Here is a 21786-nt window from a genome sequence, read left to right on the forward strand (position 1 = left end):
GCTCACTCCACGCTGACCAGCAGCGGGTAGCGCGGCTGGCCGCCCTCGTGGACGGCGACGTCCACCGTGGGGTGGCGCTCCTCGACGTGCGCCGCGAGGCGGTCGGCGAGCTCGGCCCCGCCCTCGCCGGACACGATGGTCACGAGCTCCCCGCCGCCGGCGAGCAGCCGCTCGAGGACGTCGGTGGCGACGACGTCGAGGTCGGACCCCACCACCGCGAAGTCCCCGGCGACGACGCCGAGCGCGTCGCCGGGCTCGCACGGACCGGCCATCGTGATGGCACGGCGGGCGGCGACCGTCACCGCTCCGTGGCGGGCATGGCGTGCGGTGGCGGTCATCTCGCGGACGTCGGCGTCGAAGGCGCGGCCGGGCTCGTGCACCGAGATCGCGGCCAGTCCCTGCACCTGGGCCTGGGTGGGGATGACCTCGACCGAGACGTCGAGCTCCGCCTCGGCGGTGCCTGCGGCGATCTCGGCCGCGCGGATCGTGTCACCGTCGTTGGGCAGCACCACCACCTCGGCGGCGCCGCACGCCGTGATGGCCTCGAGGAGCTGACCGGTCGAGGGGCGCTGGCCCGGGCCGCCCGGCACGACGACGGCGCCCGCCGACTCGAACAGCGCGGTCAGGCCGGGGCCGGCCGCGACGGCGACCACTCGGCGACCGCTCCGGGTCGAGGCCCGCTGCCGGCTCGCGGCGACCTGCTCGGCGAAGTGCGTCACCCGGATGCGGTGCGGGCGGCCCGCCACGATGCCGGCCTCGATCGCGGCTCCGACGTCGTCGACGTGGACGTGGACGTTCCACAGGCCGTCGCCGCCGACCACCACGAGGCTGTCGCCGAGGCCGGCGAGGGTGTCGCGGAGCGTGGCGATCGCCTCGTCCTCGCCGTCGGAGCCGGCGTCGAGGAGGTACATCACCTCGTAGCCCGGACCGTCCGGGGTGAGGTCGTCGCTCGGCACCGCCGCGGCCACGGGGATCTGGTGGGTGCCGATCGGGGGCGACCACGGGGTCGGTCGACGTCCGGTGGCCGTGGTCTCGACGGCGTCGAGCACCACGCAGAGCCCGCGACCGCCGGCGTCGACCACGCCCGCCTGGGCCAGCACCTCGAGCTGCTCGGGCGTACGTGCGAGCGCCGCGCGGGCGGCCGCCGCAGCCGCCGTGAAGACGTCGCGGGTGCGGACCCCGCGACCGGCCGCCTCGAGGGCCGCGTCGGACGCGGCCCGCGACACGGTGAGCATGGTGCCCTCGACGGGCGTGCCGACCGCCGCATAGCTCGCCTCGGTGGCCTCCGCCATCGCCGCGGCGATGGTCTCGGCCGGCCGGTCCTCGATCGCGGCGCCGGCGAGGTGGCGGACGTAGGCGCGCAGCATCTGGCTCAGGATCACGCCCGAGTTGCCCCGGGCACCCATCAGCGCGGCGCGCGCCAGCACCGCCATGCCGTCGCCGAGCGACAGGTCGGGGTCTGCCGTGCGGGCCTCGCGCAGCGCGTCGCGGGCGGCGGACACGGTGAGGAACATGTTGGTGCCGGTGTCTCCGTCGGGCACCGGGTAGACGTTGAGCGCGTCGATCTCCTCGCGGGCCGAGGACAGGGCGTCGGTCGCGATCTCGACGAAGCGCGCGACGCCGTCCAGCGTGATGCCGTGGGTGACGTGCTCCATTGCGTCGGTGCTCTCCCGGTGTGTGCCATCTGTCGTGCGCTGCGGTCGTACGATGTGGTGCGCGCCACAGGGTAGTGCCCTGCACCGACCGGTCTGACTCGACGCGGCTTCGATTTCATCCCAGCGCGGGTCCTCGGCTACTGTTGCCCGGTTGCCTCGTGCCGCTTCCTGCGGCGTGCTGGCCTCTCGAACATCTATCAACCTCGAACGGATCGGAGTGCACGGTGGCTGCCGTCTGCGACATCTGCGCCAAGAAGCCGGGCTTCGGAAACAACCGTCCCTGGTCGCGCAAGATCACGAAGCGTCGCTTCAACCCCAACATCCAGCGCGTCCGGGCGACCGTGAACGGCACGCCCAAGCGCCTCAACGTCTGCACCGGCTGCCTCAAGGCCGGCAAGGTCTCCCGCTGACCTGACCCAGACCTCGTACGAGAGCCCCCCGTCGCTGATGCGGCGGGGGCTTCGTCGTTTCGTGGGCGACGCCCCATCGCAGAGTCCCCGCTCGAGCGGGGAGTCGCTCACCTGGAGGCCCGTACAAACCCCTTCAGGTGTCGGACTTCCCCATCAGGTCCCGCGGGACCGGCCTCAGAAGTGGGTCCAGCCGGTGGGGCCCTCGTAGGCCCCGCCGTCGACCGTGACGCCCTCGCCCTCGGCCACCTCGCCGACGACGTGCCACCCGGACGGCACCGACGCGAGGTCGGGGAAGGTCGCCAGCAGCGCGTGGTCGTCTCCCCCGCCGAGGATGAACTGGAGGGGGTCGGCGCCGAGGGCGGCGCCGACGGCCTGCAGCGGCTCGGGGACCTCGAAGGCACCCGTGCGCACGTCGATCGCGACGCCGCTCGCCTCCGCGAGGTGCCCGGCCTCAGCGAGGAGCCCGTCGGAGACGTCGATGAGCGCGGTCGCGCCGGCCTCGGCCGCCTGCTTGCCCGCGGCGTACGGGGGCTCCGGACGGCGGTACGCCTCGACGAGCACCCGCGGGGAGCGGAAGCCCCGGCCCAGGACCGCCAGCCCTCCGGCCGCCCAGCCCTGCCGCCCGGTGAGCGCGAGCACGTCGCCGGGCCGCGCACCCGAGCGGAGCACGGGTGACTGGAAGCACTGGCCGAGCACCGTCACGGCGATGACGATCTCGTCGGCGCGCGTGACGTCGCCGCCGACGACGGTGGCACCGAGGCTCGCGCACTCCTCGGCGAACCCGCGGGCGAAGTCGAGCGCCCACGCGACCGGGAGGTCCGCGGGCGCGGCCAGGCCGATCGTGAGGTGGCGCGCCGTGCCGCCCATCGCGTTGATGTCGGAGAGGTTCTGGGCGGCCGCCCGGTGGCCGACGTCGGCGGCACTGGCCCAGTCGCGACGGAAGTGGCGACCCTCGACCATGAGGTCGGTGGAGACGACGACGTGGCCGTGCTTGATGCGCAGGACGGCGGCGTCGTCACCGGGGCCGACGAGCACGTGGTCGTCCCCCTCGAAGATCTCCACCAGCTCCGCGATCAGCCCGAACTCGCCTGCATCGCCGAGGGTTGCGTCCGCGTCGAGTGCCATGTCCCCATCCCACCAGACGGGGACCGTGACCACAGGCACCCATCCCCTGTCGGCCCGCCCGCGTGGCGCGGTAGGTTGTGCCGGTCACACCCGTTGAACGAGACCGAGGAGTCCACGATGGTCGTCCAGGCCTACATCCTGATCCAGACCGACGTCGGCAAGGCCGCCGAGGTGGCCAAGGCCATCGCCCAGGTCAACGGCGTCACCCTCGCCGAGGACGTGACCGGTCCCTACGACGTGATCGTCCGCGCCGAGGCCAAGAACGTCGACGAGCTCGGCAAGCTCGTCGTCTCCAAGGTGCAGAACCTCGACGGCATCACCCGCACGCTGACGTGCCCGGTCGTCCACATCTGATCCCAGGCCTGTCCGCAGTGCCGCCCGCACGACGCCTCGGCTCCTCGTGGAGCCGGGGCGTCGTCGCGTCGGCTGCCGCCTGCCTGGTGCTGGCAGGGTGCAGCAGCACCATCACCATCGACGACCACGACCTCTCCGACGCCGATCGTGCCGCGTGCGAGGCCCTGGTCGCCGACCTGCCGGGCACGCTCGCCGGGAAGGACCGGGTGGGCGTCGAGCCGGCGGACGCGCTGGGCGCCGCCTGGGGCGGACGGGCGTCGTACGTCCTCACCTGCGGGGTCCCGGAGCCGGAGGACTACGAGCCCACCGCCGAGTGCAGCGTCATCGAGGGCGTCGGCTGGTACGTCCCCGACGACCAGCTCACCGACCCGGCCGAGGACGCCACGCCCGTCGCGCTCAGCCGTACGCCCTTCGTCGAGGTGCTGGTGCCCGCCGAGCACCGCACCGAGGGCATCGACCGCGCCCTCGCCGAGCTCGCACCGGTGCTGGAGGAGCACCTCGGCGAGGGGCTGTCGTGCCTGTAGCGGAGACCGTTCAGCGCAGGCCCGTGTCGCGGCGCAGCGCCAGCTGCACGAGCCGGTCGACGAGCTCGGGGTAGCTCATCCCGGTAGCCGCCCAGAGCTGGGGGTACATCGACGTGGGGGTGAAGCCGGGCATCGTGTTGAGCTCGTTGATGACGAGGGACCCGTCGGGCATGACGAAGAAGTCGACGCGGGCCAGGCCCTCGCACGAGAGCGCCTCGAAGGCGCGCACCGCCATCGCCCGGAGCTGCTGCTCGACGTCGGCGGGGATGTCGGCGGGGATGTCGATCTCGGTGTGCTGGTCGGCGAGGTACTTGGCCTCGAAGTCGTAGAACTCGTGGTCACCGCCGGTGCGGACCTCGCCGGGGCGGGACGTCTCGGGCGGACCCTCGAGGGTGCCGAGGACGCCGCACTCGACCTCGCGCGCACCCTCCATCGACTGCTCGACGAGCACCTTGGGGTCGTGACGGAAGGCCTCCTCGAGCGCGTCCTGGACCTCGGAGGCGTCGTGGACCTTGCTGATGCCCATGCTCGAGCCGGCGCGCGCGGGCTTGGCGAAGACCGGGAAGCCGAGCTCCTCGACCCGCGCGCGCACGCCGACCGGGTCCTGCTCGAGCTCGGCGCGGGTGACGACCATGCCGGGCGTGACCGGCAGGCCGGCGGCCTGGAGGACGACCTTCATGAAGGCCTTGTCCATGCCGACCGCCGAGGCCAGGACGCCAGAGCCGACGTAGCGCACGCCCGCCATCTCCAACATTCCCTGCAGCGTGCCGTCCTCGCCCCACGGCCCGTGGAGCAGCGGGAAGACCACGTCGACCTCGCCGATGACCGACGGGACGCTCGCGGGCTCGGTGACCACGAGGTCGGTGCCGGTGGTCGCGCCCATCAGGGCGACGGGCGAGCGGTCGGCGTCGACCTCGGGCAGGTCGTTGCCGCGGATGGCGAGCCGGCCGGGCTCGTCGGCCTCGAGCACCCAGCGGCCGTCGGTGGCGATGCCGACCGGCACCACGTCGTACGCCTCGCGGTCGATCGCGGCCAGCACGCTCCCCGCGGTGACGCACGAGATGCCGTGCTCGGAGGAGCGGCCACCGAACACCACGGCGACGCGGGGCTTGCGTCCGTGGGCGTCGGCGGTCCTGTCAGGGGAGGTGTCGTTCATCGGCACGACCCTATCCACCTACGCTGGCGCCCATGGCTCCCGACCCGCAGCTCCGACCCGGCACCCTCGCCGTCACCGCCGGTCGACCGGACAAGACGCCCGACGCGCCGCTCAACACCCCGATCACGATGGCCGCGACCTACGTCGCCGGTGGTGAGGTGGAGTACGGCCGCTACGGCAACCCCACGTGGACGGCGCTGGAGGACGCGCTCGGCGCCCTCGAGGGCGGTCGCTGCCTGACCTTCGCCTCGGGGCTCGCGGCCGTCGCCACCGTCCTCGACCTCGTCGGCAAGGAGGGCCGGGTCGTGGTGCCGAAGCACGCCTACACCGGCACGATCATGCAGCTCGCCGACCTCGAGTCCCGCGGACGGCTGACGGCCGAGATGGTCGACATCACCGACACCGAGGCCGTCGTCAAGGCGTGCGACGGCGCGGCGCTGGTGTGGCTGGAGTCGCCGACCAACCCCGCGCTGGAGGTCGCCGACATCCCCACCATCACGGCAGCCGCGCACGAGGCCGGCGCGTACGTCGTCGTCGACAACACCTTCGCCACTCCCCTGCTGCAGCGTCCTCTCGAGGACGACGTGGACCTGGTCGTGCACTCGGCGACCAAGTACCTCGCCGGACACTCCGACGTGCAGATGGGTGCCATCGTCACCCGCGACGACGAGCTGTGGTCCGTGCTCAAGGGACGCCGCGACCTCGTCGGCGCGATCCCCGGCCCGTTCGAGGCGTGGCTGACCCTGCGCGGCCTGCGCACGCTCCACCTGCGCGTCGAGCGCGCGCAGGCCAACGCCCAGGAGCTCGTACGCCGGCTCGGCGAGCACCCGGCGCTGTCCGAGGTGCGCTATCCCGGCTTCGGCGCGATCATCAGCATCGTGCTCGCCCAGGGCGAGATGGCCGCCGACCTGCTCAGCCGCAAGACCCGGCTCTGGATCCACGCCACCTCCCTCGGCGGCGTGGAGTCGAGCCTCGAGCGCCGACGCCGGTGGAAGGCCGAGGCCGCGACCATCCCCGACGGGCTCGTCCGGCTGTCCGTGGGCATCGAGGACGTCGAGGACCTCTGGGAGGACCTCAGGGCGGCACTCGACGGGTGCGTGGGCTGAGCAGTCACGACCGAGGCACGAGGTCGGGGCGTGGCGAAGCCAGATTGAGCAAGCGACGCGACTGAGGAACGAAGTCGCACGAGCGCGTCGACATCCGGTCAGCCGGACAAGCAGCCTCGGTTTCGACACCGTCGCTGCGCGACCTGCTCAACCAGCGGCAGGCCTATCCCATCTCGGCCTTGGTGTCGCGGGCGATGAAGGAGTTCATCATGTCGAGCGCGGTCATCTTGCCGTCGACCACGGCGTCGACCGCCTCGGCGATCGGCGCGTCGACGCCCGTACGGCGGGCGAGCTCGAGCAGGGACTTGCAGGACTTCGCACCCTCGGCGACCTGGCGGGTCGAGGCGTAGATCTCCTCGGTGGTCATGCCCTGGCCGAGACGCTCGCCGAACGTGCGGTTGCGCGAGAGCGGGGAGGAGCAGGTGGCGACCAGGTCGCCGAGGCCGGCGAGCCCCATCAGGGTCAGCGGGTTCGCGCCCTGCGCGGTCGCCAGGCGTGCGGTCTCGGCGAGGCCGCGGGTGATGACCGAGGCCGTCGTGTTGTCGCCGAAGCCCAGCCCGACGGCCATGCCGACAGCGAGGCCGACGACGTTCTTGTAGGCCCCGCCGATCTCGCAGCCGAGCACGTCCACCGACGTGTAGGGCCGCCACGACGGCCCGTGGGTGATGGCCTGGATGTGCTTGGCGCGCTCCTCGTCGAGGCAGGCGACGACCGAGGCGGCCGGCTCACGGCGCGCGATCTCACGCGCGAGGTTGGGCCCGCTGACCACGGCGATGCGGTCCGCGGAGGCATCGGTGACCTCCTGGATCACCTCGCTCATCCGCATCAGCGAGCCGAGCTCGACACCCTTCATCAGCGACACCAGCGTCGCCTTCTCCGGCAGGACCGGGGCCCACGCGGTGAGGTTCTCGCGCAGGCTCTGCGACGGCACGGTGAGCACGACGACGTCGGCGTCGGCGGCGACCTTCTCGGCGTCGGTGGACGCGGTGATCGACGGCGGCAGCTCGATGCCGGGGAGGTAGTCGGTGTTCTCCCGGCGCTCGTTGATCGCCTCCACGACCTCGTCGCGTCGGGCCCACAGCGACACGTCGTTGCCTGCGTCGGCGAGCACGAGCGAGAACGCGGTGCCCCACGATCCGGCACTGAACACTGCGATCTTGGTCATCGGCTGCGCTTCCTCTTCGTTCGGTGGGGCTCGTCGTAGGGGTTGCCGATCTCGCGAACCCCACTGGCGCGCGGGTCGTAGCGCCGATCCGGCGCCGGCTCGTCGCGGATGTCGGCGACGAGAGCGGTGATGGCCGACATGATCCGCTCGGTGGCCCTCGCGGTGGTCTCCGCCGACTGCGGCAGGGCGAGGAGGTCGTCGAGCGGCACCGGGTCGCCCGCCTTCATCACGATGTCCTTTCGCGGGACCAGGTGCGGCCGCTTGGTGTAGGGCGGCAGCACCTCGTGCGCACCCCACTGTCCGACCGGGATCACCGGGCAGCCCGTGGCGAGGGCGATCCGGGCGGCACCGGTCTTGCCCTTCATCGGCCAGAGGTCCGGGTCGCGGGTCAGGGTGCCCTCGGGATAGATCACGATGCACTCCCCCTCGCCGATCGCGCGCACCGCCGCGTCGTACGCACCGATCGCGTTGCGGCTCAGCCGCTCGACGGGGATCTGTCCGGCGGAGGTCAGGAAACCGCTGAGAGCCTTGTTGGTGAACAGCCCCGACTTCGCGAGGTAGCGCGGGAGCCGGCCGTGGTCGTAGACGAAGTGCGCCGACAACAGCGGGTCGACGTGGGAGATGTGGTTGATCACGACGATGCACCCACCGGTGGCGGGGATCTTCTCGCCGTCGATCCAGGTGCGGGACGTGGCCGCGAGCAAGGTGGGCTTGAGGATGGCCGCCGCCACCGTCATCGCCCAGCCGCGTGGCTGCTCCAGCTTCCTGACGCGCACCGACTCCCCTCCCGACCAGATCTCCGCGGGCAGTGCCCGGACGCTCCCTGCGTCGCGAGCAGGCTACTCGGTCACCCCGGTCCGCGGACCCCACCGGCACGCTGGTCCGGGATGGGAGAATCGTCGCGATGTCCACTCCGCTGCAGGCCTCGTCCGTCGCGACCCGGTGCGTGGTCGTCATCCCCGTCAAGCCGCCTGCCGTCGGCAAGTCCCGGCTGGGCGGGCTGAGCGACGAGGTGCGCCGTGACGTGGCCGAGGCGTTCGCGCTCGACACCGCACAGGCAGCCGCGTCGACGCCCGGCGTGGAGGCCGTCCTGGTCGTCACCGACGACTTCCGCCTGGCGTCCTCGATGCGCGCGCTCGGCTGCGAGGTGATGCCCGACGGGACCAGCGAGAACCTCAACGCGACCCTCGTCCAGGCCGTGGCCGAGGTCGTGCGTCGCTGGCCGGGCGCGGTGCCGGTCGCCCTGTGCGCCGACCTGCCGCGGCTCCGTCCGGTGGAGCTCGCCGCTGTGCTCCGCGAGGTCGCCGGGCACGTCGCTGCCGGCCGCTCCGCGTTCGTGCCCGACCGCGCCGGGAGCGGGACGACCCTGTACGCCGCGCCGGCCGCACACTTCGACCCTCGGTTCGGCGCGGAGTCGGCGGCGCGTCATCGCAGCACGGGCGCCGTCGAGGCGGGCACCTCCGCCACCAGCGTGCGTACGGACGTCGACGACCTCGCCGACCTCGGCGAGGCGCTGGCCGCCGGCGTCGGTCCGCACACCTCGCGGGCATGCGAAGGGCGGGTCACCCCGTTGGGGTGACCCGCCCTCGCGCCGAGCCCGAGCCTGCGGCTCAGGACTTCTTGGCGGCCTTCTTGGCCGGCGCCTTCTTTGCGGGTGCCTTCTTGGCAGCGGTCTTCTTGGCCGGTGCGGCCTTCTTGGTCGTGGTCTTCTTGGCGGTGCTGGCCGGCGTCGTCTTCTTGGCGGTGGTCTTCTTGGCCGGAGCCTTGGCAGTCGTCGTCTTCGTGGCCGACGACTTCTTGGCGGCGGTCTTCTTCGCGGGGGCCGCCTTCTTGGCCGGAGCGGCCTTCTTGGCAGTCGTCTTCTTCGCCGGGGCGGCGGACTTCGACGCCGTCGACTTCGCCGGGGCCGCCTTCTTGCCGGTGGCGCCGGCGACGGCAGCGGCCGCGGCGCGTACGCCCGGCGGCTTGGGCATGGTGGCCGCGGTCAGCCGCGGGAGCTTCTTCGCGCCGGAGATGACGTCCTTGAGCTCCTTGCCCGCGGAGAACTTCGGCACGGCCTTCTTCTTCGACTTCATCCGCTCCCCGGTCTGGGGGTTGCGCACCCAGCGCGCGTTGCGGACGGCCTTCTCGAAGGAGCCGAAGCCCGTGATCGCGACCTTCTCGCCCTTGGCGACCTCGCGGGTGATGGTGTCGAGCACCGACTCCAGTGCATGGGCCGCCTGCTTGCGGTTCCCCTCGTAACGCGCGGCGAGCGCGTCGATGAGCTCTGACTTGTTCACTAGCTTCCCTTCCCAATGAACCTCGGATGCCGAGCTCGTGCTCGACCCTGCAAGGCACGCTAGGCACAAGGAAGGGTGAGGACAATCACCATCGCCCTTGTTCGTAGGGGTTTTTTCAAGCAGTGACGGGCTTCCAGCCCGCACGACTCGCCTCGAACTCCGTGATCACGTCGTCGTGGCCGAGGGTGATCCCGATGTCGTCGAGCCCCTCCAGCAGGCGCCAGCGGGTGTAGTCGTCGATGTCGAAGGAGTCCTCGACGGCGTCCTCGCCGGCGCCGGCGCGGAGCGTGCGGCTCTCCAGGTCGACGGTGATCTCGCCGCCCGGGTTGTCCTCGAGCCAGTCCCACAGCCGCTGCACGACCTTCTCGTCGACCTGCGCCGCGAGCAGCCCGGCCTTGCCGGAGTTCCCCCGGAAGATGTCGGCGAACCGGGAGGAGATGACGACCCTGAAGCCGTAGTTCTGCAGCGCCCACACGGCGTGCTCGCGCGAGCTGCCGGTGCCGAAGTCAGGACCCGCGACCAGCACGGAACCGCTGGCGTAGGTGGGGTTGTTGAGCACGAAGTCGGGGTCGTTGCGCCAAGCGGCGAAGAGTCCGTCCTCGAAGCCGGTGCGCGTCACGCGCTTGAGGTAGACGGCGGGGATGATCTGGTCGGTGTCGACGTTGCTGCGCTTGAGCGGTACGCCGACTCCGGTGTGGGTGGTGAACTTGTCCATCAGGAGCTCCTGGTTCAGAACGGGTTTCGAGACAGTCGCTGCGCGACTTCCTCAACCAGCGATGGGGGGAAGATCGGCAGGGGACGAGAGGGTGCCGCGCACCGCGGTGGCGGCGGCGACCGGGACGGACACGAGGTGCGTACGACCGCCCTTGCCCTGCCGGCCCTCGAAGTTGCGGTTCGACGTCGATGCGCTGCGCTCGCCGGGCGCAAGCTGGTCGGGGTTCATGCCCAGGCACATCGAGCACCCCGCGCCGCGCCACTCGGCGCCGGCGGCGATGAACACCTTGTCCAGGCCCTCCGCCTCGGCCTGGAGGCGTACGCGCACCGAGCCGGGCACCACGAGCAGGCGGGTGCCGGCGGCGACCGTACGACCCTCGAGGATGGAGGCGGCCAGGCGCAGGTCCTCGATGCGGCCGTTGGTGCAGGAGCCGACGAAGACGGTGTCGACCTCGACCTCGCGCAGCGGGGTGCCGGCCCGGAGACCCATGTACTGGAGGGCCTTCTCGGTCGCGATCTTGTCGTTGGGCTCGTCGAAGTCGTCGGGGCTCGGCACCGAGGCACCCAGCGGCGCACCCTGGCCGGGGTTCGTGCCCCACGTGACGAACGGCGTCATGGTGGACGCGTCGAGCTCGATCTCACGATCGAAGACCGCGTCGTCGTCGGTGCGCAGGGTCTTCCAGTGCGCGACGGCGGCGTCCCAGTCGGCGCCCGTGGGAGCCTCGGGCTTGCCCTCGATGTAGTCGAAGGTCGTCTGGTCGGGCGCGATGAGGCCGGCCTTGGCGCCCCACTCGATCGACATGTTGCACACCGTCATCCGGCCCTCCATCGAGAGCTCCTCGATGGCCTGGCCGCGGTACTCGACGATGTAGCCCTGGCCGCCCCCGGTGCCGGTGTGGGTGATGAGGGTGAGGACGAGGTCCTTCGCCGTGACGCCCTCGGGCAGGCTGCCGTTGACGGTGACCGCCATGGTCTTGGGCCTGGCCTGGGTCAGCGTCTGCGTGGCGAGGACGTGCTCGACCTCGGAGGTGCCGATGCCGAAGGCGATCGCGCCGAAGGCGCCGTGCGTGGACGTGTGCGAGTCGCCGCACACGATGGTCATCCCCGGCTGGGTGAGGCCGAGCTGCGGACCGACGACGTGCACGATCCCCTGCTCGACGTCGCCGAGCGGGTGCAGCCGCACGCCGAAGTCGGCGCAGTTCTTGCGCAGCGTCTCGACCTGGGTGCGGCTCACCGGGTCGGCGATCGGCTTGTCCCAGTCGACCGTGGGCACGTTGTGGTCCTCGGTGGCCAGCGTCAGGTCGGGGCGGCGCACCGTACGGTTGGCGAGGCGCAGGCCGTCGAAGGCCTGCGGCGAGGTCACCTCGTGGAGGAGGTGGAGGTCGATGTAGAGCAGGTCGGGCTCTCCGGGGGCGCTCCGGACGACGTGCTCGTCCCAGACCTTCTCGGACAGGGTCTTGCCCATGACACACACTCCTTCTGCTGCATTGCGGTGGGACGACGCTACATCTTGCATCCCACTCTCTGAGATGAGAATATCGGCATATGGACAACGGATCTGGTGTCGGCGTGCTGGACAAGGCCGCCCTCGTGCTCGCGGCCCTCGAGGCCGGACCGGCCACCCTGGCCGGGCTCGTCGCCGGCACCGGGCTGGCCCGACCGACCGCGCACCGCCTCGCCGTCGCGCTCGAGCACCACCGCCTCGTGGCCCGTGACATGCAGGGTCGCTTCGTGCTGGGTCCGCGCCTCGCGGAGCTGTCCGCCGCGGCAGGCGAGGACCGCCTGCTGGCGGCCGCCGGACCGGTCCTGGCGCGCCTGCGCGACATCACCGGTGAGTCCGCTCAGCTCTGGCGACGCCAGGGCGAGCACCGCGTCTGCGTGGCCGCCGCCGAGCGCCCCTCGGGCCTGCGCGACACGATCCCGGTCGGCTCCCAGCTCACGATGAACGCCGGCTCGGCCGCCCAGATCCTGCTGGCCTGGGAGGACCCGGAGCGCATGCACCGTGGTCTCCAGAACGCCGCCTTCTCCGCGACGGCGCTGTCCGGCATCCGCCGTCGCGGCTGGTCGCAGTCGGTCGGCGAGCGCGAGCAGGGCGTCGCCTCGGTCTCGGCCCCGGTCCGCTCCCCCGGCGGCAAGGTCATCGCCGCCGTGTCCGTCTCCGGGCCCCTCGAGCGGCTCTCGCGCCAGCCCGGCCGGATGCACGCGCCCGCGGTGCTCGCCGCCGCCGACCGGCTCTCGGAGTCGCTGCGCCGGGCTGCCTCGGAGTAGTCCTGCTCGAGCCGCGCCGGGGTGGCGGCACCTCGCAACGAGAGACGGCACTCGACCGCAGTCGGCCGCCGCCAGTGACGGCGGCTGGCCGGACGTCGAGCCCGGGTGGCGCGAAGCTCTCGGACAGCGGGTCCCCGCACTCGCCGCGGCCTGGCGCAACCCGGAGGCGTGGGATGGGACGACCCGCGCCGGCGTGCATGGCGTTCGTCTCGACCTTCGACGAAGGCGGCACGCCGGGGCTCTTCGGACCGTCGAGGACCGTCGGTCCCACCGCTCCCCTCGTCGACCACCTGCTGGCTCGCTCGGGTCGCGACCCCCAGTGGTCGCCTGCCTGAGTACGCCGGCGGTGTCGCGTCAGACCCCACGAGGCGCAGGCTGGCGACATGGGACACCACGCCATCGCCACCCTCGTCCGTGTCGTCGTACGCCTCGCCGTGATGGGCGCCGCGCTGGCCGGCTACTACGCCTCCCTGCCCTTCGTCTTCCCCGACGACGGCGGCGGCGCCAACATCGGTGCGGGCCTGATCGCGTTCGGCGGCGTGGTGCCCGTGAGCTTCGGCTGGGCGTACGTCGACGGTCGCCGCCGGGGTGCGGCCGCGACCACGGCGACCTGGGCGATCGTGGCCCTCGCCTTCGGGGCGCTCTGGCTGATCGGCCTGGCAGTGGCCGAGGCCGACGACAGCATGGGCCTCGTCGAGCGTCTGCGGTTCGACGCCTTCCTCGCCGTGTGGACCGCCGGCCTGGTCCTCCTGCCTGCCGGGGTCGGCGCAGCCATCGGCGGGACGACGCACCGTCCGGACAGTGGGCTGCGCCCCGACCAGCCCTAGAAGAGCGCGTCCTGCTCCAACTCGAGCAGCTGCTGCTTGCGCTCGATCCCGCCGGCGTACCCGGTGAGGGTGCCGTTGGCGCCGATGACGCGGTGGCACGGCACGACGATCGGGATGGGGTTGCGACCGTTGGCCAGGCCCACGGCCCGCGAGGCGGCGTTGGTCATCCCGAGCCGGCCGGCGATCTCGCCGTAGGACGCGGTCTCGCCATAGGCGATCTTCTCCAGCTGCTCCCACACCCGACGCTGGAAGTCGGTGCCGGTGGGCGCGAGCGGGAGGTCGAAGGCGGTGAGCTCGCGGTCGAAGTACGCCGTGAGCTGGCGTACGGCCTCTGCGAGCACGGGCTCGTCGTCGGACCGCGCACCGAGCGGACGGCCGTCGGCCGGAGGCAGGAACGGGGAGAACTCGATCGCCACGATCGAGCCGTCCCGCTCGACGATGCGCAGGTCGCCGACGGGCGAGGGCATCAGGGTCCACATCTCAGTTCTCCTCGGTCGGGGTGGGCGAAGCGGAGTCGGGCATCAGGGTGTTCCACAGGTGCATCAGGGCGTAGGAGCGCCACGGACGCCAGGCCACGGGGTCCGCGCTGCCGCCGAGGTCGGCCAGGACCCGGCGCACCCCGAGGTCGGTCGGCAGGAAGACGTCGGGGTGCCCGAGCGCGCGCATCGCCACGTAGTCGGCCGTCCAGGGCCCGATCCCGGGGAGCTCGAGCAGGGCGCGGCGTACGTCGTCGCGGTCGGGGCCGCGGTCGAGCAGGACCCGGCCGTCCGCCAGGGCCGCGGCGAGCCCGACGAGGGCACGGCCCCGGGCGCGCGGCATCGGCAGCGTGACCGGGTCGAGGGTCGCGAGCGTCGCGGCGCCGGGGAACAGGTGGGTCAGGCCCGGCACGGTCGTCGAGACCGCCGTGCCGTGCTCCGCCACGACGCGACCGGCCACGGTGCGGGCGCCGGAGACGCTGACCTGCTGGCCGATGACCGTGCGGATCGCGGTCTCGTCACCGTCGACCTGCCCCGGCACACGAAGTCCCGGCGTGGCGCGGACGAGCGCCCCCAGGAGGGGGTCAGCACCGAGGTGCTCGTCCACCGCGCGCGGGTCGCAGTCGGCGTCGAGCAGGCGGCGTACGCGCTCGCTCGCGGCCGCGGTGTCGCGCAGGTCGTCGAGGTGGAACTCCGCCGTGACGAAGCCCGTGCCGCCCTCGGCGAGGTCGCCGAGCCCGAGCCGGACCGTGCCCGCGCCATGGGGCAGGGCGAGGGTGCGGGCGTACCACCCCGGACCGGCGACCTCGACGCCCGGGACGAGGTGGAAGGCGAGGAAGTCGAGCAGCCGGCGGCCCGCGAAGGGCGTGCGGACGGGCAGCCGCATGGTGACGGCGCCTGCGCTCGGGGCGCCCGTACGCCTCCCGCGCAGCTCGCTCGGCGAGGCGGCGTAGATCTCGCGCATCGTCTCGTTGAACTGGCGCACGCTGGCGAAACCGGCGGCGAAGGCGACGTCCGTCAGCGGGAGGTCGGTGGCCTCGATGAGGGCCCGCGCACTCTGCGCACGCCGGGCCCGCGCCAGCGCGAGGGGCGCGGCGCCGAGCTGCTGGGTGAGCAGCCGGCCGAGGTGGCGCGGGGTGTAGCCGATGCGGCGGGCGAGACCCTCGACCCCCTCGCGGTCCACGAGCCCGTCGGCGATCAGCCGCATCGCGCGGCCCGCGACATCGGCGGCCACGTCCCACTCGGGGCTGCCGGGCGTCGCGTCGGGAAGGCAGCGCTTGCACGCGCGGTAGCCGGCGGCGTGCGCGCTGGCCGCGGTCGGGTGGAAGCTCACGTTGCCGGCGGCGGGGGTCCGTGCCGGGCAGGACGGACGGCAGTAGATGCCGGTCGTGCGGACCGCCGTGTAGAACACCCCGTCGAAGCGTCGGTCGCGGCTCCGGACCGCGCGGTAGCACGCGTCGGTGTCGAGGTGTCCGGTCGGCGTCATGCCCCGAGCCTGTCACCCCCCAGCACACGGCACCAGCGGAAAACGGACACCGCCGTGGCCGGGCTCAGGAGCCACCCGCGCGGTAGCGGCGCTCGGGACGGCCGGCGCCGCCGTACTGGAGTCGTACGCTCGCCGATCCGCGGGCGACGAAGTGCTCGAGGTAGCGCCGCGCCGAGACCCGCGAGATGCCGACCGCGTCGGCGCACTCGGCCGCCGACAGCTCACCGCTCCCGCGCAGGGACGAGAGCACCGTGTCGGCCGTCTCGGGGCTCAGGCCCTTGGGCAGGCTCGCGGCGGGAGCCGGCGCGACCGCCGCGCCGAAGACGGCGTCGATGTCCTGCTGGCCCGGTGCGTCGGCGCCGGAGAGTGCGAGCCGCGAGGCGCGGAACGCCTCGAGGCGCACGCGCAGGTCCTCGTAGTCGAACGGCTTGACGAGGTAGTGCACGGCACCCCCGGACGCCGCGGCCCGCACCGTGTCGGCCTCGCGCGCGGCGGTGACCACGAGAACGCCCACGTCGTCGCCGGCGGCTCGCAGCCGGCGCAGCACGTCGATGCCCGTCATGTCGGGCAGGTGCACGTCGAGGAGCAGGAGGTCGGGCCGCAGTCGCGCGACGTCGTCGAGCGCGGCCTGGCCGCTGCTGGCGACCCCGACGACGACGAAACCCTCGGTCCGCTCGACGAACTGCGTGTGGATGCGCGCCACCATGAAGTCGTCGTCGACGACCAGCACCGTGACTGCTCCGGCCGGTCCCGTCATCGGGCCTCCACTCCTGCTCCCACTCCGGGCAGCCGTGCCTCGAACACCGCGCCCGCGCCGTCCGGTCCGGCGTGGACCGTCACGGCGCCACCCCGACGCTCGCAGACCACCTGCACCAGCGCCAGCCCGACACCCCGGCCCTCTGCGGTCGCCGCCTTGGAGCTCCACCCCCGACGGAAGATCTGCCCGACCAGCTCCGGCGGCACGCCCGGTCCGCTGTCGGAGACGGCGAGGTGCACGACGTCGTCGTCGAGCCGCAGGTCGACCTCGACGGACGTGCCGCCCACCGACACCGACGCGTCGATCGCGTTGTCGACGAGGTTGCCCAGCACGGTTCCGACGTCCGTCGAGGCCTCGGGATCCAGTCGCGGGAGGTCGCAGTCAGGGGCCATGGCCAGGTCGACCCCGCGCTCGGCGGCGAGGCTGGTCTTGGCGATGAGGAGGGCCGCCACCGCCGGGTCCTCGACGTGAGCGGTCACGGCGTCCGAGATCTCCCGTCGACGACGGGTCAGGGTGCCGACGAGGCGCGACACCTCGTCGTACTCCCCGAGCTGGACCAGGCCGGAGATGGTGTGCAGCTGGTTGTGGAACTCGTGGGTCTGGGCGCGCAGGGTGTTGGTGATCGACTCGCGCGCGCTGAGCTCGCTCTGGAGGGCGAGCAGCTCGGTGCGGTCGCGCAACGTCGTCACCGACGCGACGCGTCGGCCGCCCTCGACGACGGGGTTGCGGTTGACGACCAGGACCCGCTCCCCCAGGACCACGACGTGGTCGCGGATCTCGGCGTGGTCGGCGAGCAGGTCCCGGACGGCGGGATCGAGACGGAGGTCGTCCACGCGCCGGCCCTGCACGTCGTCGTCGAGGCCGATCAGCTCTCGAGCGCTGTCGCTGAGCACCGTCACGGTGCCGTCCTCGGCGACGGCGACCACTCCTTCCCGGATCGAGTGGAGGAGCGCCTCGCGCTGGTCGGCGAGGGCGGCGATGGCCGCCGGCTCGAGGCCGCGCGTACGCCGCCTGATCAGGCGCGACAGGAGGAACGAGCCGGCCACGCCGAGCGCGAGGCCCAGCCCGGCGAAGGTGAGCAGGTCCGGCAGCACGCCGCGGGCGCGCTCCGCCCACGTCGGGTACTCCTCGGCCACCATCGCGATACCGACGAGGTCGCCCTCGTCATCGATGATCGGCACTTGTGCGGCGATCGACGGGGTGCCGAAGTCGTCGACGTCGCCGGTCCAGGTGCGACGCCTCTGGACGGTGCTCCCCGACAGGTCGATGCGGCGCTCGCGCCCCACGAAGTCGCTGCTGACCAGCACCACGCCGTCCGGGTCGGTGAGGTAGACCCCGCTGGCCTGGACGTTGGTGCGCACCCGCTGGGTGTACGACGTCAGCGATGCCCGCCGTTCCGCTACCTCGCCGTTCAGGTAGGGGTCACGGACGGCCGCGATGTTGGCCATCGACTCCGCCGCGGCGCGCAGCCGGGCGCCTCGCGTGTCGCGGAAGTCGGCGTCGCTCTGCTGCACCGACACCATGCTGGCGACGGCCACCACGACGAGCAGCACCGTCAGCTGCAGCACCAGGAACTGCCCGGCGAGCGTCGCCGGCCACCACCGCGAGCGTGACCACAAGTTCCACAACCTCCATTGCTTTCCCAAGCGTGACGAGCACCACACGCAGTCTCCACCATCGTGGTGGGCGGACCTGCGAACCGCCCCCACGAACCCCAAGAGATCGGAGTGCACATGAGGCGCCGAAGGACGACGCGGGCCATCGCCACGGCGGTGGCGCTCGGCAGCGCGCTGGTGCTGGCCACGGGCTGCGGGGTGACCCGCGGCGACGAGAGCCGGGACCTGACGATGCTCATCCCCAACAGCCCCGGCGGCGGCTACGACCAGACAGGCCGCGCCGCGGTCGCGGTCATGGAGAACGGCGACATCACCGGCGGCTCCTTCGAGGTCACCAACGTGATCGGCGCCGGCGGCTCGGTCGCGATGACGCGGCTGATGAACGCCGAGGGCGACGAGCGCACCCTGATGACCGCCGGCCTCGGCGTGGTCGGGTCGCTCTACTCGTTCGGTGCGCCGTACTCGATGGACGACGCGACGCCGCTCGCCCAGCTGATCGAGGACCAGGAGGGCGTCCTCGTCCCCGCCGACTCGCCGTACGAGACGATCGACGACCTCGTTCAGGCGTGGCAGGACGACCCGGCCTCCATCGTCGTCGGCGGCGGGTCCTCACCCGGAGGGCCCGACCACCTGTTCCCGATGCAGCTCGCCAGCACCGTGGGCGTCGACCCGCGCGACGTGCGCTACGTCCCGTACGACGGCGGCGGCCCCCTGACCAGCGCGCTGCTCGGCAACAAGATCGACGTCGGCTTCTCCGGCGTCGGCGAGTTCGAGGGCCAGCTCTCCTCCGGCGAGCTCCGGCTGCTGGCGGTGTCCGGCGAGGAGCGGCTCAAGGGCGAGGGCATCAGCGACGCGCCCACCCTCACGGAGGCCGGCATCGACCTGGTCTTCACCAACTGGCGCGGCGTCTGGGCGCCCCCCGGCATCAGCGACGAGCGGCGTGACGAGCTCATCGGGATGCTCGAGGAGATGCACGAGACCCCCGAGTGGCAGCAGGCCCTCGAGGACAACGGCTGGATCGACGAGTTCAAGACCGGCGACGAGTTCACCCAGTTCCTCCGGGAGCAGGACGAGCGCGTCGCCACCACCCTCGAGGAGCTGGACCTGCTGTGAGCACACCACTCGACACCCCCACCACCGCGGAGTCGCCGCGGACGTCCCCCGGTCCCGACCGCGACCTCGCGCAGCTCGGCCTGGCCGGCGCGCTGGTCGTGGTCGGCGCCTACACCTTCTATGACGCCACCACGCTCCGAGTCGGCTTCGGCGACCCGGTCGGGCCGCGCGTCTTCCCCTACGTCATCGGCGCGATCACCGTCGTGCTCGGCCTGCTGCTCGTGCTGGCCACGCTGCGCGGTGACACCCCGCAGGCGGAGGGCGGCGAGGACGTCGACCTGCGGCACCCGGCCGACTGGGTGACGGTCCTCAAGCTCGTCGGCGTGCTGCTCTTCACCGTCCTCACCATCACGTTCCTGGGCTGGGCGGTGAGCGGCGCGCTGCTGTTCGTCGGCTGCGCCTGGTCGCTCGGCAGCCGCACGCTGGTGCGCGACGTGATCGTCGGCGTCGTGCTGTCCGTGGCCAGCTGGTACTTCTTCCACGAGGGCCTGGGCGTCATCCTCCCGGCCGGGATCCTGGACGGGGTGCTCTGATGGAGAACCTCAGCCTGCTGATGGACGGCTTCGGCTCCGTCCTCACCCCGGAGAACCTCATGTACTGCGCCATCGGCGTGCTGCTCGGCACGTTCGTCGGCGTCCTGCCGGGCATCGGCCCGGCCATGGCAGTCGCGCTGCTGCTGCCCGTGACCTATGGCCTCGACCCGGTCGCCGCCTTCATCATGTTCGCGGGGATCTACTACGGCGGCATGTACGGCGGCTCGACGACCGCGATCCTGCTCAACACCCCGGGCGAGTCGGCGTCGGTGATGACCGCGCTCGAGGGGAACCTGATGGCGCGGGCCGGGAAGGCCGCCCAGGCACTCGCCACGGCTGCCATCGGCTCCTTCATCGCCGGCACGATCGGCACGCTGCTCGTCGTCTTCTTCGCCCCGGCGCTCGCGTCGGTGGCGGTCGAGATCGGCGCACCCTCGTACTTCGCGCTCATGGTGCTCGCGATCGTCTCGGTGACCAGCGTGCTCGGCGGCTCGCCGCTGCGCGGCTTCATCGCGCTGTTCATCGGGCTCACCATCGGCCTCGTGGGCCTCGACCTCAACACCGGTCAGCCCCGGCTCAGCTTCGACCAGCCGCTGCTCGCGGACCGGATCGACGTCGTCGTCGTCGCCGTCGGCATCTTCGCCCTCGGCGAGGCGCTCTGGGTCGCTGCCCACCTGCGACGCAACCCGGCGCACGTGATCCCCGTCGGTCGCCCGTGGATGAGCCGCGTGGACCTCAAGAGGTCCTGGGGCCCGTGGCTGCGCGGCACGGCCTTCGGCTTCCCGTTCGGCGCGGTGCCGGCCGGTGGCGCGGAGATCCCGACGTTCCTGTCCTACATCACCGAGAAGCGGATCGCCTCGCGCAAGGGCCAGGACGAGTTCGGCCGGGGCGCCATCGAGGGCGTCGCCGGCCCCGAGGCGGCCAACAACGCCTCGGCCGCCGGCACCTTCGTGCCGCTGCTCGCCCTGGGCCTGCCGGTGACGGCGACCTCAGCCGTCATGCTGGCCGCCTTCCAGGGCTACGGAATCGAGCCCGGTCCCAGCCTGATGACCGATCAGCCCGAGCTGGTGTGGGCGCTGCTCGCCAGCCTGTTGATCGGCAACGTCCTGCTGCTGGTCCTCAACCTGCCGCTCGCGCCGGTATGGGCCAAGCTGCTCCGGATCCCCCGGCCGCAGCTCTACGCCGGCATCCTGTTCTTCGCCGCCCTGGGGTCGTATGCCACCAACCTGCAGGCCTTCGACCTGTTCCTGCTGCTGGTGCTCGGCCTGCTCGGGCTGATGATGCGGCGGTTCGCGCTCCCGGTGCTGCCGCTGATCCTCGGTGTGATCCTCGGCCCGCTGATGGAGCTCAAGCTGCGGGAGGCGATGGCGATCTCCGGTGGCGACGTCGCCGGCCTGTGGAGCGAGCCGCTCGCGGTCGTCATCTACGCGGTCGTGGCGCTCGCCGTGGTCGCCCCGCTCGTGCTCCGCCGCGTACGACCGGCTCCGGCGGCAGCCGCCGCGGAGCTCGACCACCCCGCCGACGACGAGGAGAAGGTGCGATGAGCGACCCTGCAGTGACGACGATCGTGGTGGGCTGGTCCCCCGACGAGTACGGCGAGGCGGCCCTGACCCGGGCCGTCGAGGAGGCGCGGCTGCGGTCGGGGCACGTGGTGGTGGTCAACGCCACCCGCGGCGACGCCCTCGTGGACGACCGGTACGCCGACGAGGAGCAGCTGGCCCGGCTGACGGCCGGCCTCGCCGACAGCGGCCTCGAGGTCGACGTACGTCGCTCGATGGGCGGCGACGTGGGCGACCAGGTGCTGGCGGTGGCCGAGGACGTCGCCGCCGACCTGGTGGTGATCGGCCTCCGCCGGCGCTCCCCCGTCGGCAAGCTGCTCATGGGGAGCGTGGCGCAACGGATCCTGCTCGGCGCCGACTGCGCGGTGCTGGCGGTGAAGCCACCGCACTGACCCCTGCTCGGCACGCGGAGGAACGACGAAGGGCCCGGTCTGGCGACCGGGCCCTTCGTGTGCTGTACCCCCGACCGGATTCGAACCGGCGCTACCGCCTTGAGAGAGGGATCGAGGGGTCGACGGACGACGTTGGAAATCGCTGAAACTGCAGGTCAGCGGCACATCTGGGGATCGGCTGTCGTTGGCCGTTTCGGGCTGTTTCTGGACCTCGTGTTGCCCCAGTGTTGCCCGGGACCCAGGAATCGAGGCCTGATCGACATAGCACATA

At 72.4% G+C, this 21786-nt stretch carries 24 protein-coding genes; 12 read left to right on the top strand and 12 right to left on the bottom strand.

Annotation, left to right across the window (positions count from 1 at the left end; translation table 11 throughout):
- Window positions 1–2: 2 nt before the first annotated feature.
- On the bottom strand, window positions 3–1655 hold the full coding sequence (locus EXE59_RS21875) for a DAK2 domain-containing protein (protein WP_135840788.1): 1653 nt from the start codon (window positions 1653–1655) through the stop codon (window positions 3–5).
- A 224-nt stretch (window positions 1656–1879) separates the two neighbouring features.
- On the opposite strand from EXE59_RS21875, the gene rpmB reads away from it, so the two are divergent.
- Window positions 1880–2065 (top strand): 50S ribosomal protein L28, encoded by a 186-nt coding sequence (rpmB, locus tag EXE59_RS21880; protein ID WP_056602600.1) that lies wholly within the window; start codon window positions 1880–1882, stop codon window positions 2063–2065.
- Between the two features lie 174 nt (window positions 2066–2239).
- On the opposite strand, the gene EXE59_RS21885 is transcribed toward rpmB, so the two are convergent.
- Window positions 2240–3190 carry a thiamine-phosphate kinase gene (locus tag EXE59_RS21885; protein ID WP_135840789.1) on the bottom strand — a complete coding sequence of 317 codons (951 nt, stop codon included), beginning with the start codon at window positions 3188–3190 and terminating at the stop codon, window positions 2240–2242.
- A 117-nt stretch (window positions 3191–3307) separates the two neighbouring features.
- Here EXE59_RS21885 and EXE59_RS21890 point away from each other — a divergent pair, with 117 nt between their 5' ends.
- Both EXE59_RS21890 and EXE59_RS21895 read left to right on the top strand, forming a co-directional pair.
- A complete protein-coding gene (locus tag EXE59_RS21890) occupies window positions 3308–3544 on the top strand; it encodes an Lrp/AsnC family transcriptional regulator (RefSeq protein WP_135840790.1) in 237 nt (78 codons plus the stop codon).
- 17 nt (window positions 3545–3561) lie between these two features.
- The gene (locus EXE59_RS21895; RefSeq protein ID WP_168218636.1) at window positions 3562–4068 is read left to right on the top strand and encodes a DUF3515 domain-containing protein; all 507 of its coding nucleotides are present in this window, start codon (window positions 3562–3564) and stop codon (window positions 4066–4068) included.
- Between the two features lie 10 nt (window positions 4069–4078).
- Here EXE59_RS21895 and EXE59_RS21900 read toward each other — a convergent pair whose 3' ends face one another.
- Window positions 4079–5224 (bottom strand): D-alanine--D-alanine ligase family protein, encoded by a 1146-nt coding sequence (locus EXE59_RS21900; RefSeq protein WP_135840792.1) that lies wholly within the window; start codon window positions 5222–5224, stop codon window positions 4079–4081.
- 32 nt (window positions 5225–5256) lie between these two features.
- Here EXE59_RS21900 and EXE59_RS21905 point away from each other — a divergent pair, with 32 nt between their 5' ends.
- Window positions 5257–6330: a trans-sulfuration enzyme family protein gene (locus tag EXE59_RS21905; RefSeq protein WP_135840793.1), complete on the top strand. Its 1074-nt coding sequence runs from the start codon at window positions 5257–5259 to the stop codon at window positions 6328–6330.
- A gap of 163 nt (window positions 6331–6493) precedes the next feature.
- Here the strand turns inward: EXE59_RS21905 and EXE59_RS21910 are convergent, their stop codons facing one another.
- Window positions 6494–7495 carry an NAD(P)H-dependent glycerol-3-phosphate dehydrogenase gene (locus tag EXE59_RS21910; RefSeq protein ID WP_135840794.1) on the bottom strand — a complete coding sequence of 334 codons (1002 nt, stop codon included), beginning with the start codon at window positions 7493–7495 and terminating at the stop codon, window positions 6494–6496.
- On the bottom strand, window positions 7492–8271 hold the full coding sequence (locus EXE59_RS21915) for a lysophospholipid acyltransferase family protein (RefSeq protein ID WP_135840795.1): 780 nt from the start codon (window positions 8269–8271) through the stop codon (window positions 7492–7494). Before EXE59_RS21915 ends, EXE59_RS21910 begins: the two co-directional genes overlap by 4 nt.
- 128 nt (window positions 8272–8399) lie before the next feature.
- On the opposite strand from EXE59_RS21915, the gene cofC reads away from it, so the two are divergent.
- Window positions 8400–9074, top strand: coding sequence for a 2-phospho-L-lactate guanylyltransferase (cofC, locus tag EXE59_RS21920; RefSeq protein ID WP_135840796.1), 675 nt, complete (start codon window positions 8400–8402; stop codon window positions 9072–9074).
- A 31-nt stretch (window positions 9075–9105) separates the two neighbouring features.
- Here cofC and EXE59_RS21925 read toward each other — a convergent pair whose 3' ends face one another.
- The 3 genes from EXE59_RS21925 to leuC all read right to left on the bottom strand — a co-directional run bounded on the left by EXE59_RS21925 (window position 9106) and on the right by leuC (window position 11953).
- Window positions 9106–9774: an HU family DNA-binding protein gene (locus tag EXE59_RS21925; protein WP_135840797.1), complete on the bottom strand. Its 669-nt coding sequence runs from the start codon at window positions 9772–9774 to the stop codon at window positions 9106–9108.
- Between the two features lie 115 nt (window positions 9775–9889).
- Window positions 9890–10489 (bottom strand): 3-isopropylmalate dehydratase small subunit, encoded by a 600-nt coding sequence (gene leuD / locus EXE59_RS21930; RefSeq protein WP_135840798.1) that lies wholly within the window; start codon window positions 10487–10489, stop codon window positions 9890–9892.
- Between the two features lie 51 nt (window positions 10490–10540).
- Window positions 10541–11953, bottom strand: coding sequence for a 3-isopropylmalate dehydratase large subunit (gene leuC, locus EXE59_RS21935; protein ID WP_135840799.1), 1413 nt, complete (start codon window positions 11951–11953; stop codon window positions 10541–10543).
- 80 nt (window positions 11954–12033) lie between these two features.
- On the opposite strand from leuC, the gene EXE59_RS21940 reads away from it, so the two are divergent.
- The 3 genes from EXE59_RS21940 (at window position 12034) to EXE59_RS21945 (ending at window position 13583) form a co-directional block, all read left to right on the top strand.
- The gene (locus EXE59_RS21940) at window positions 12034–12756 is read left to right on the top strand and encodes an IclR family transcriptional regulator (protein ID WP_090972091.1); all 723 of its coding nucleotides are present in this window, start codon (window positions 12034–12036) and stop codon (window positions 12754–12756) included.
- 173 nt (window positions 12757–12929) lie between these two features.
- Window positions 12930–13091 carry a hypothetical protein gene (locus tag EXE59_RS23985; RefSeq protein WP_168218637.1) on the top strand — a complete coding sequence of 54 codons (162 nt, stop codon included), beginning with the start codon at window positions 12930–12932 and terminating at the stop codon, window positions 13089–13091.
- A gap of 48 nt (window positions 13092–13139) precedes the next feature.
- The gene (locus EXE59_RS21945) at window positions 13140–13583 is read left to right on the top strand and encodes a hypothetical protein (RefSeq protein WP_135840800.1); all 444 of its coding nucleotides are present in this window, start codon (window positions 13140–13142) and stop codon (window positions 13581–13583) included.
- Here EXE59_RS21945 and EXE59_RS21950 read toward each other — a convergent pair.
- The 4 genes from EXE59_RS21950 to EXE59_RS21965 form a co-directional block, all read right to left on the bottom strand.
- The gene (locus EXE59_RS21950) at window positions 13580–14062 is read right to left on the bottom strand and encodes a methylated-DNA--[protein]-cysteine S-methyltransferase (RefSeq protein ID WP_135840801.1); all 483 of its coding nucleotides are present in this window, start codon (window positions 14060–14062) and stop codon (window positions 13580–13582) included. The two genes, EXE59_RS21945 and EXE59_RS21950, sit on opposite strands and share 4 nt — an antisense overlap.
- A 1-nt stretch (window position 14063) precedes the next feature.
- On the bottom strand, window positions 14064–15545 hold the full coding sequence (locus EXE59_RS21955; RefSeq protein ID WP_135840802.1) for an AlkA N-terminal domain-containing protein: 1482 nt from the start codon (window positions 15543–15545) through the stop codon (window positions 14064–14066).
- A 64-nt stretch (window positions 15546–15609) separates the two neighbouring features.
- On the bottom strand, window positions 15610–16302 hold the full coding sequence (locus tag EXE59_RS21960; protein WP_135840803.1) for a response regulator: 693 nt from the start codon (window positions 16300–16302) through the stop codon (window positions 15610–15612).
- Window positions 16299–17921: a sensor histidine kinase gene (locus tag EXE59_RS21965; protein WP_210429098.1), complete on the bottom strand. Its 1623-nt coding sequence runs from the start codon at window positions 17919–17921 to the stop codon at window positions 16299–16301. The genes EXE59_RS21960 and EXE59_RS21965 overlap by 4 nt, the downstream gene beginning before the upstream one ends.
- Window positions 17922–18035: 114 nt before the next feature.
- Between EXE59_RS21965 and EXE59_RS21970 the strand changes: the two genes are divergently transcribed.
- From EXE59_RS21970 to EXE59_RS21985, 4 genes are read left to right on the top strand one after another with little or no spacing between them, the layout of a single operon-like run.
- Window positions 18036–19031, top strand: a complete 996-nt coding sequence (locus tag EXE59_RS21970) for a Bug family tripartite tricarboxylate transporter substrate binding protein (protein ID WP_135840804.1) — start codon at window positions 18036–18038, stop codon at window positions 19029–19031.
- Window positions 19028–19564, top strand: coding sequence for a tripartite tricarboxylate transporter TctB family protein (locus EXE59_RS21975; RefSeq protein ID WP_210429099.1), 537 nt, complete (start codon window positions 19028–19030; stop codon window positions 19562–19564). The genes EXE59_RS21970 and EXE59_RS21975 overlap by 4 nt, the downstream gene beginning before the upstream one ends.
- Window positions 19564–21108: a tripartite tricarboxylate transporter permease gene (locus EXE59_RS21980; RefSeq protein WP_135840805.1), complete on the top strand. Its 1545-nt coding sequence runs from the start codon at window positions 19564–19566 to the stop codon at window positions 21106–21108. The genes EXE59_RS21975 and EXE59_RS21980 overlap by 1 nt, the downstream gene beginning before the upstream one ends.
- Window positions 21105–21515 carry a universal stress protein gene (locus EXE59_RS21985; protein WP_135840806.1) on the top strand — a complete coding sequence of 137 codons (411 nt, stop codon included), beginning with the start codon at window positions 21105–21107 and terminating at the stop codon, window positions 21513–21515. The genes EXE59_RS21980 and EXE59_RS21985 overlap by 4 nt, the downstream gene beginning before the upstream one ends.
- Window positions 21516–21786 lie beyond the last annotated feature (271 nt).

Origin of the sequence: Nocardioides eburneiflavus (genome assembly GCF_004785795.1) — a bacterium.
GTDB lineage: Bacteria > Actinomycetota > Actinomycetes > Propionibacteriales > Nocardioidaceae > Nocardioides > Nocardioides eburneiflavus.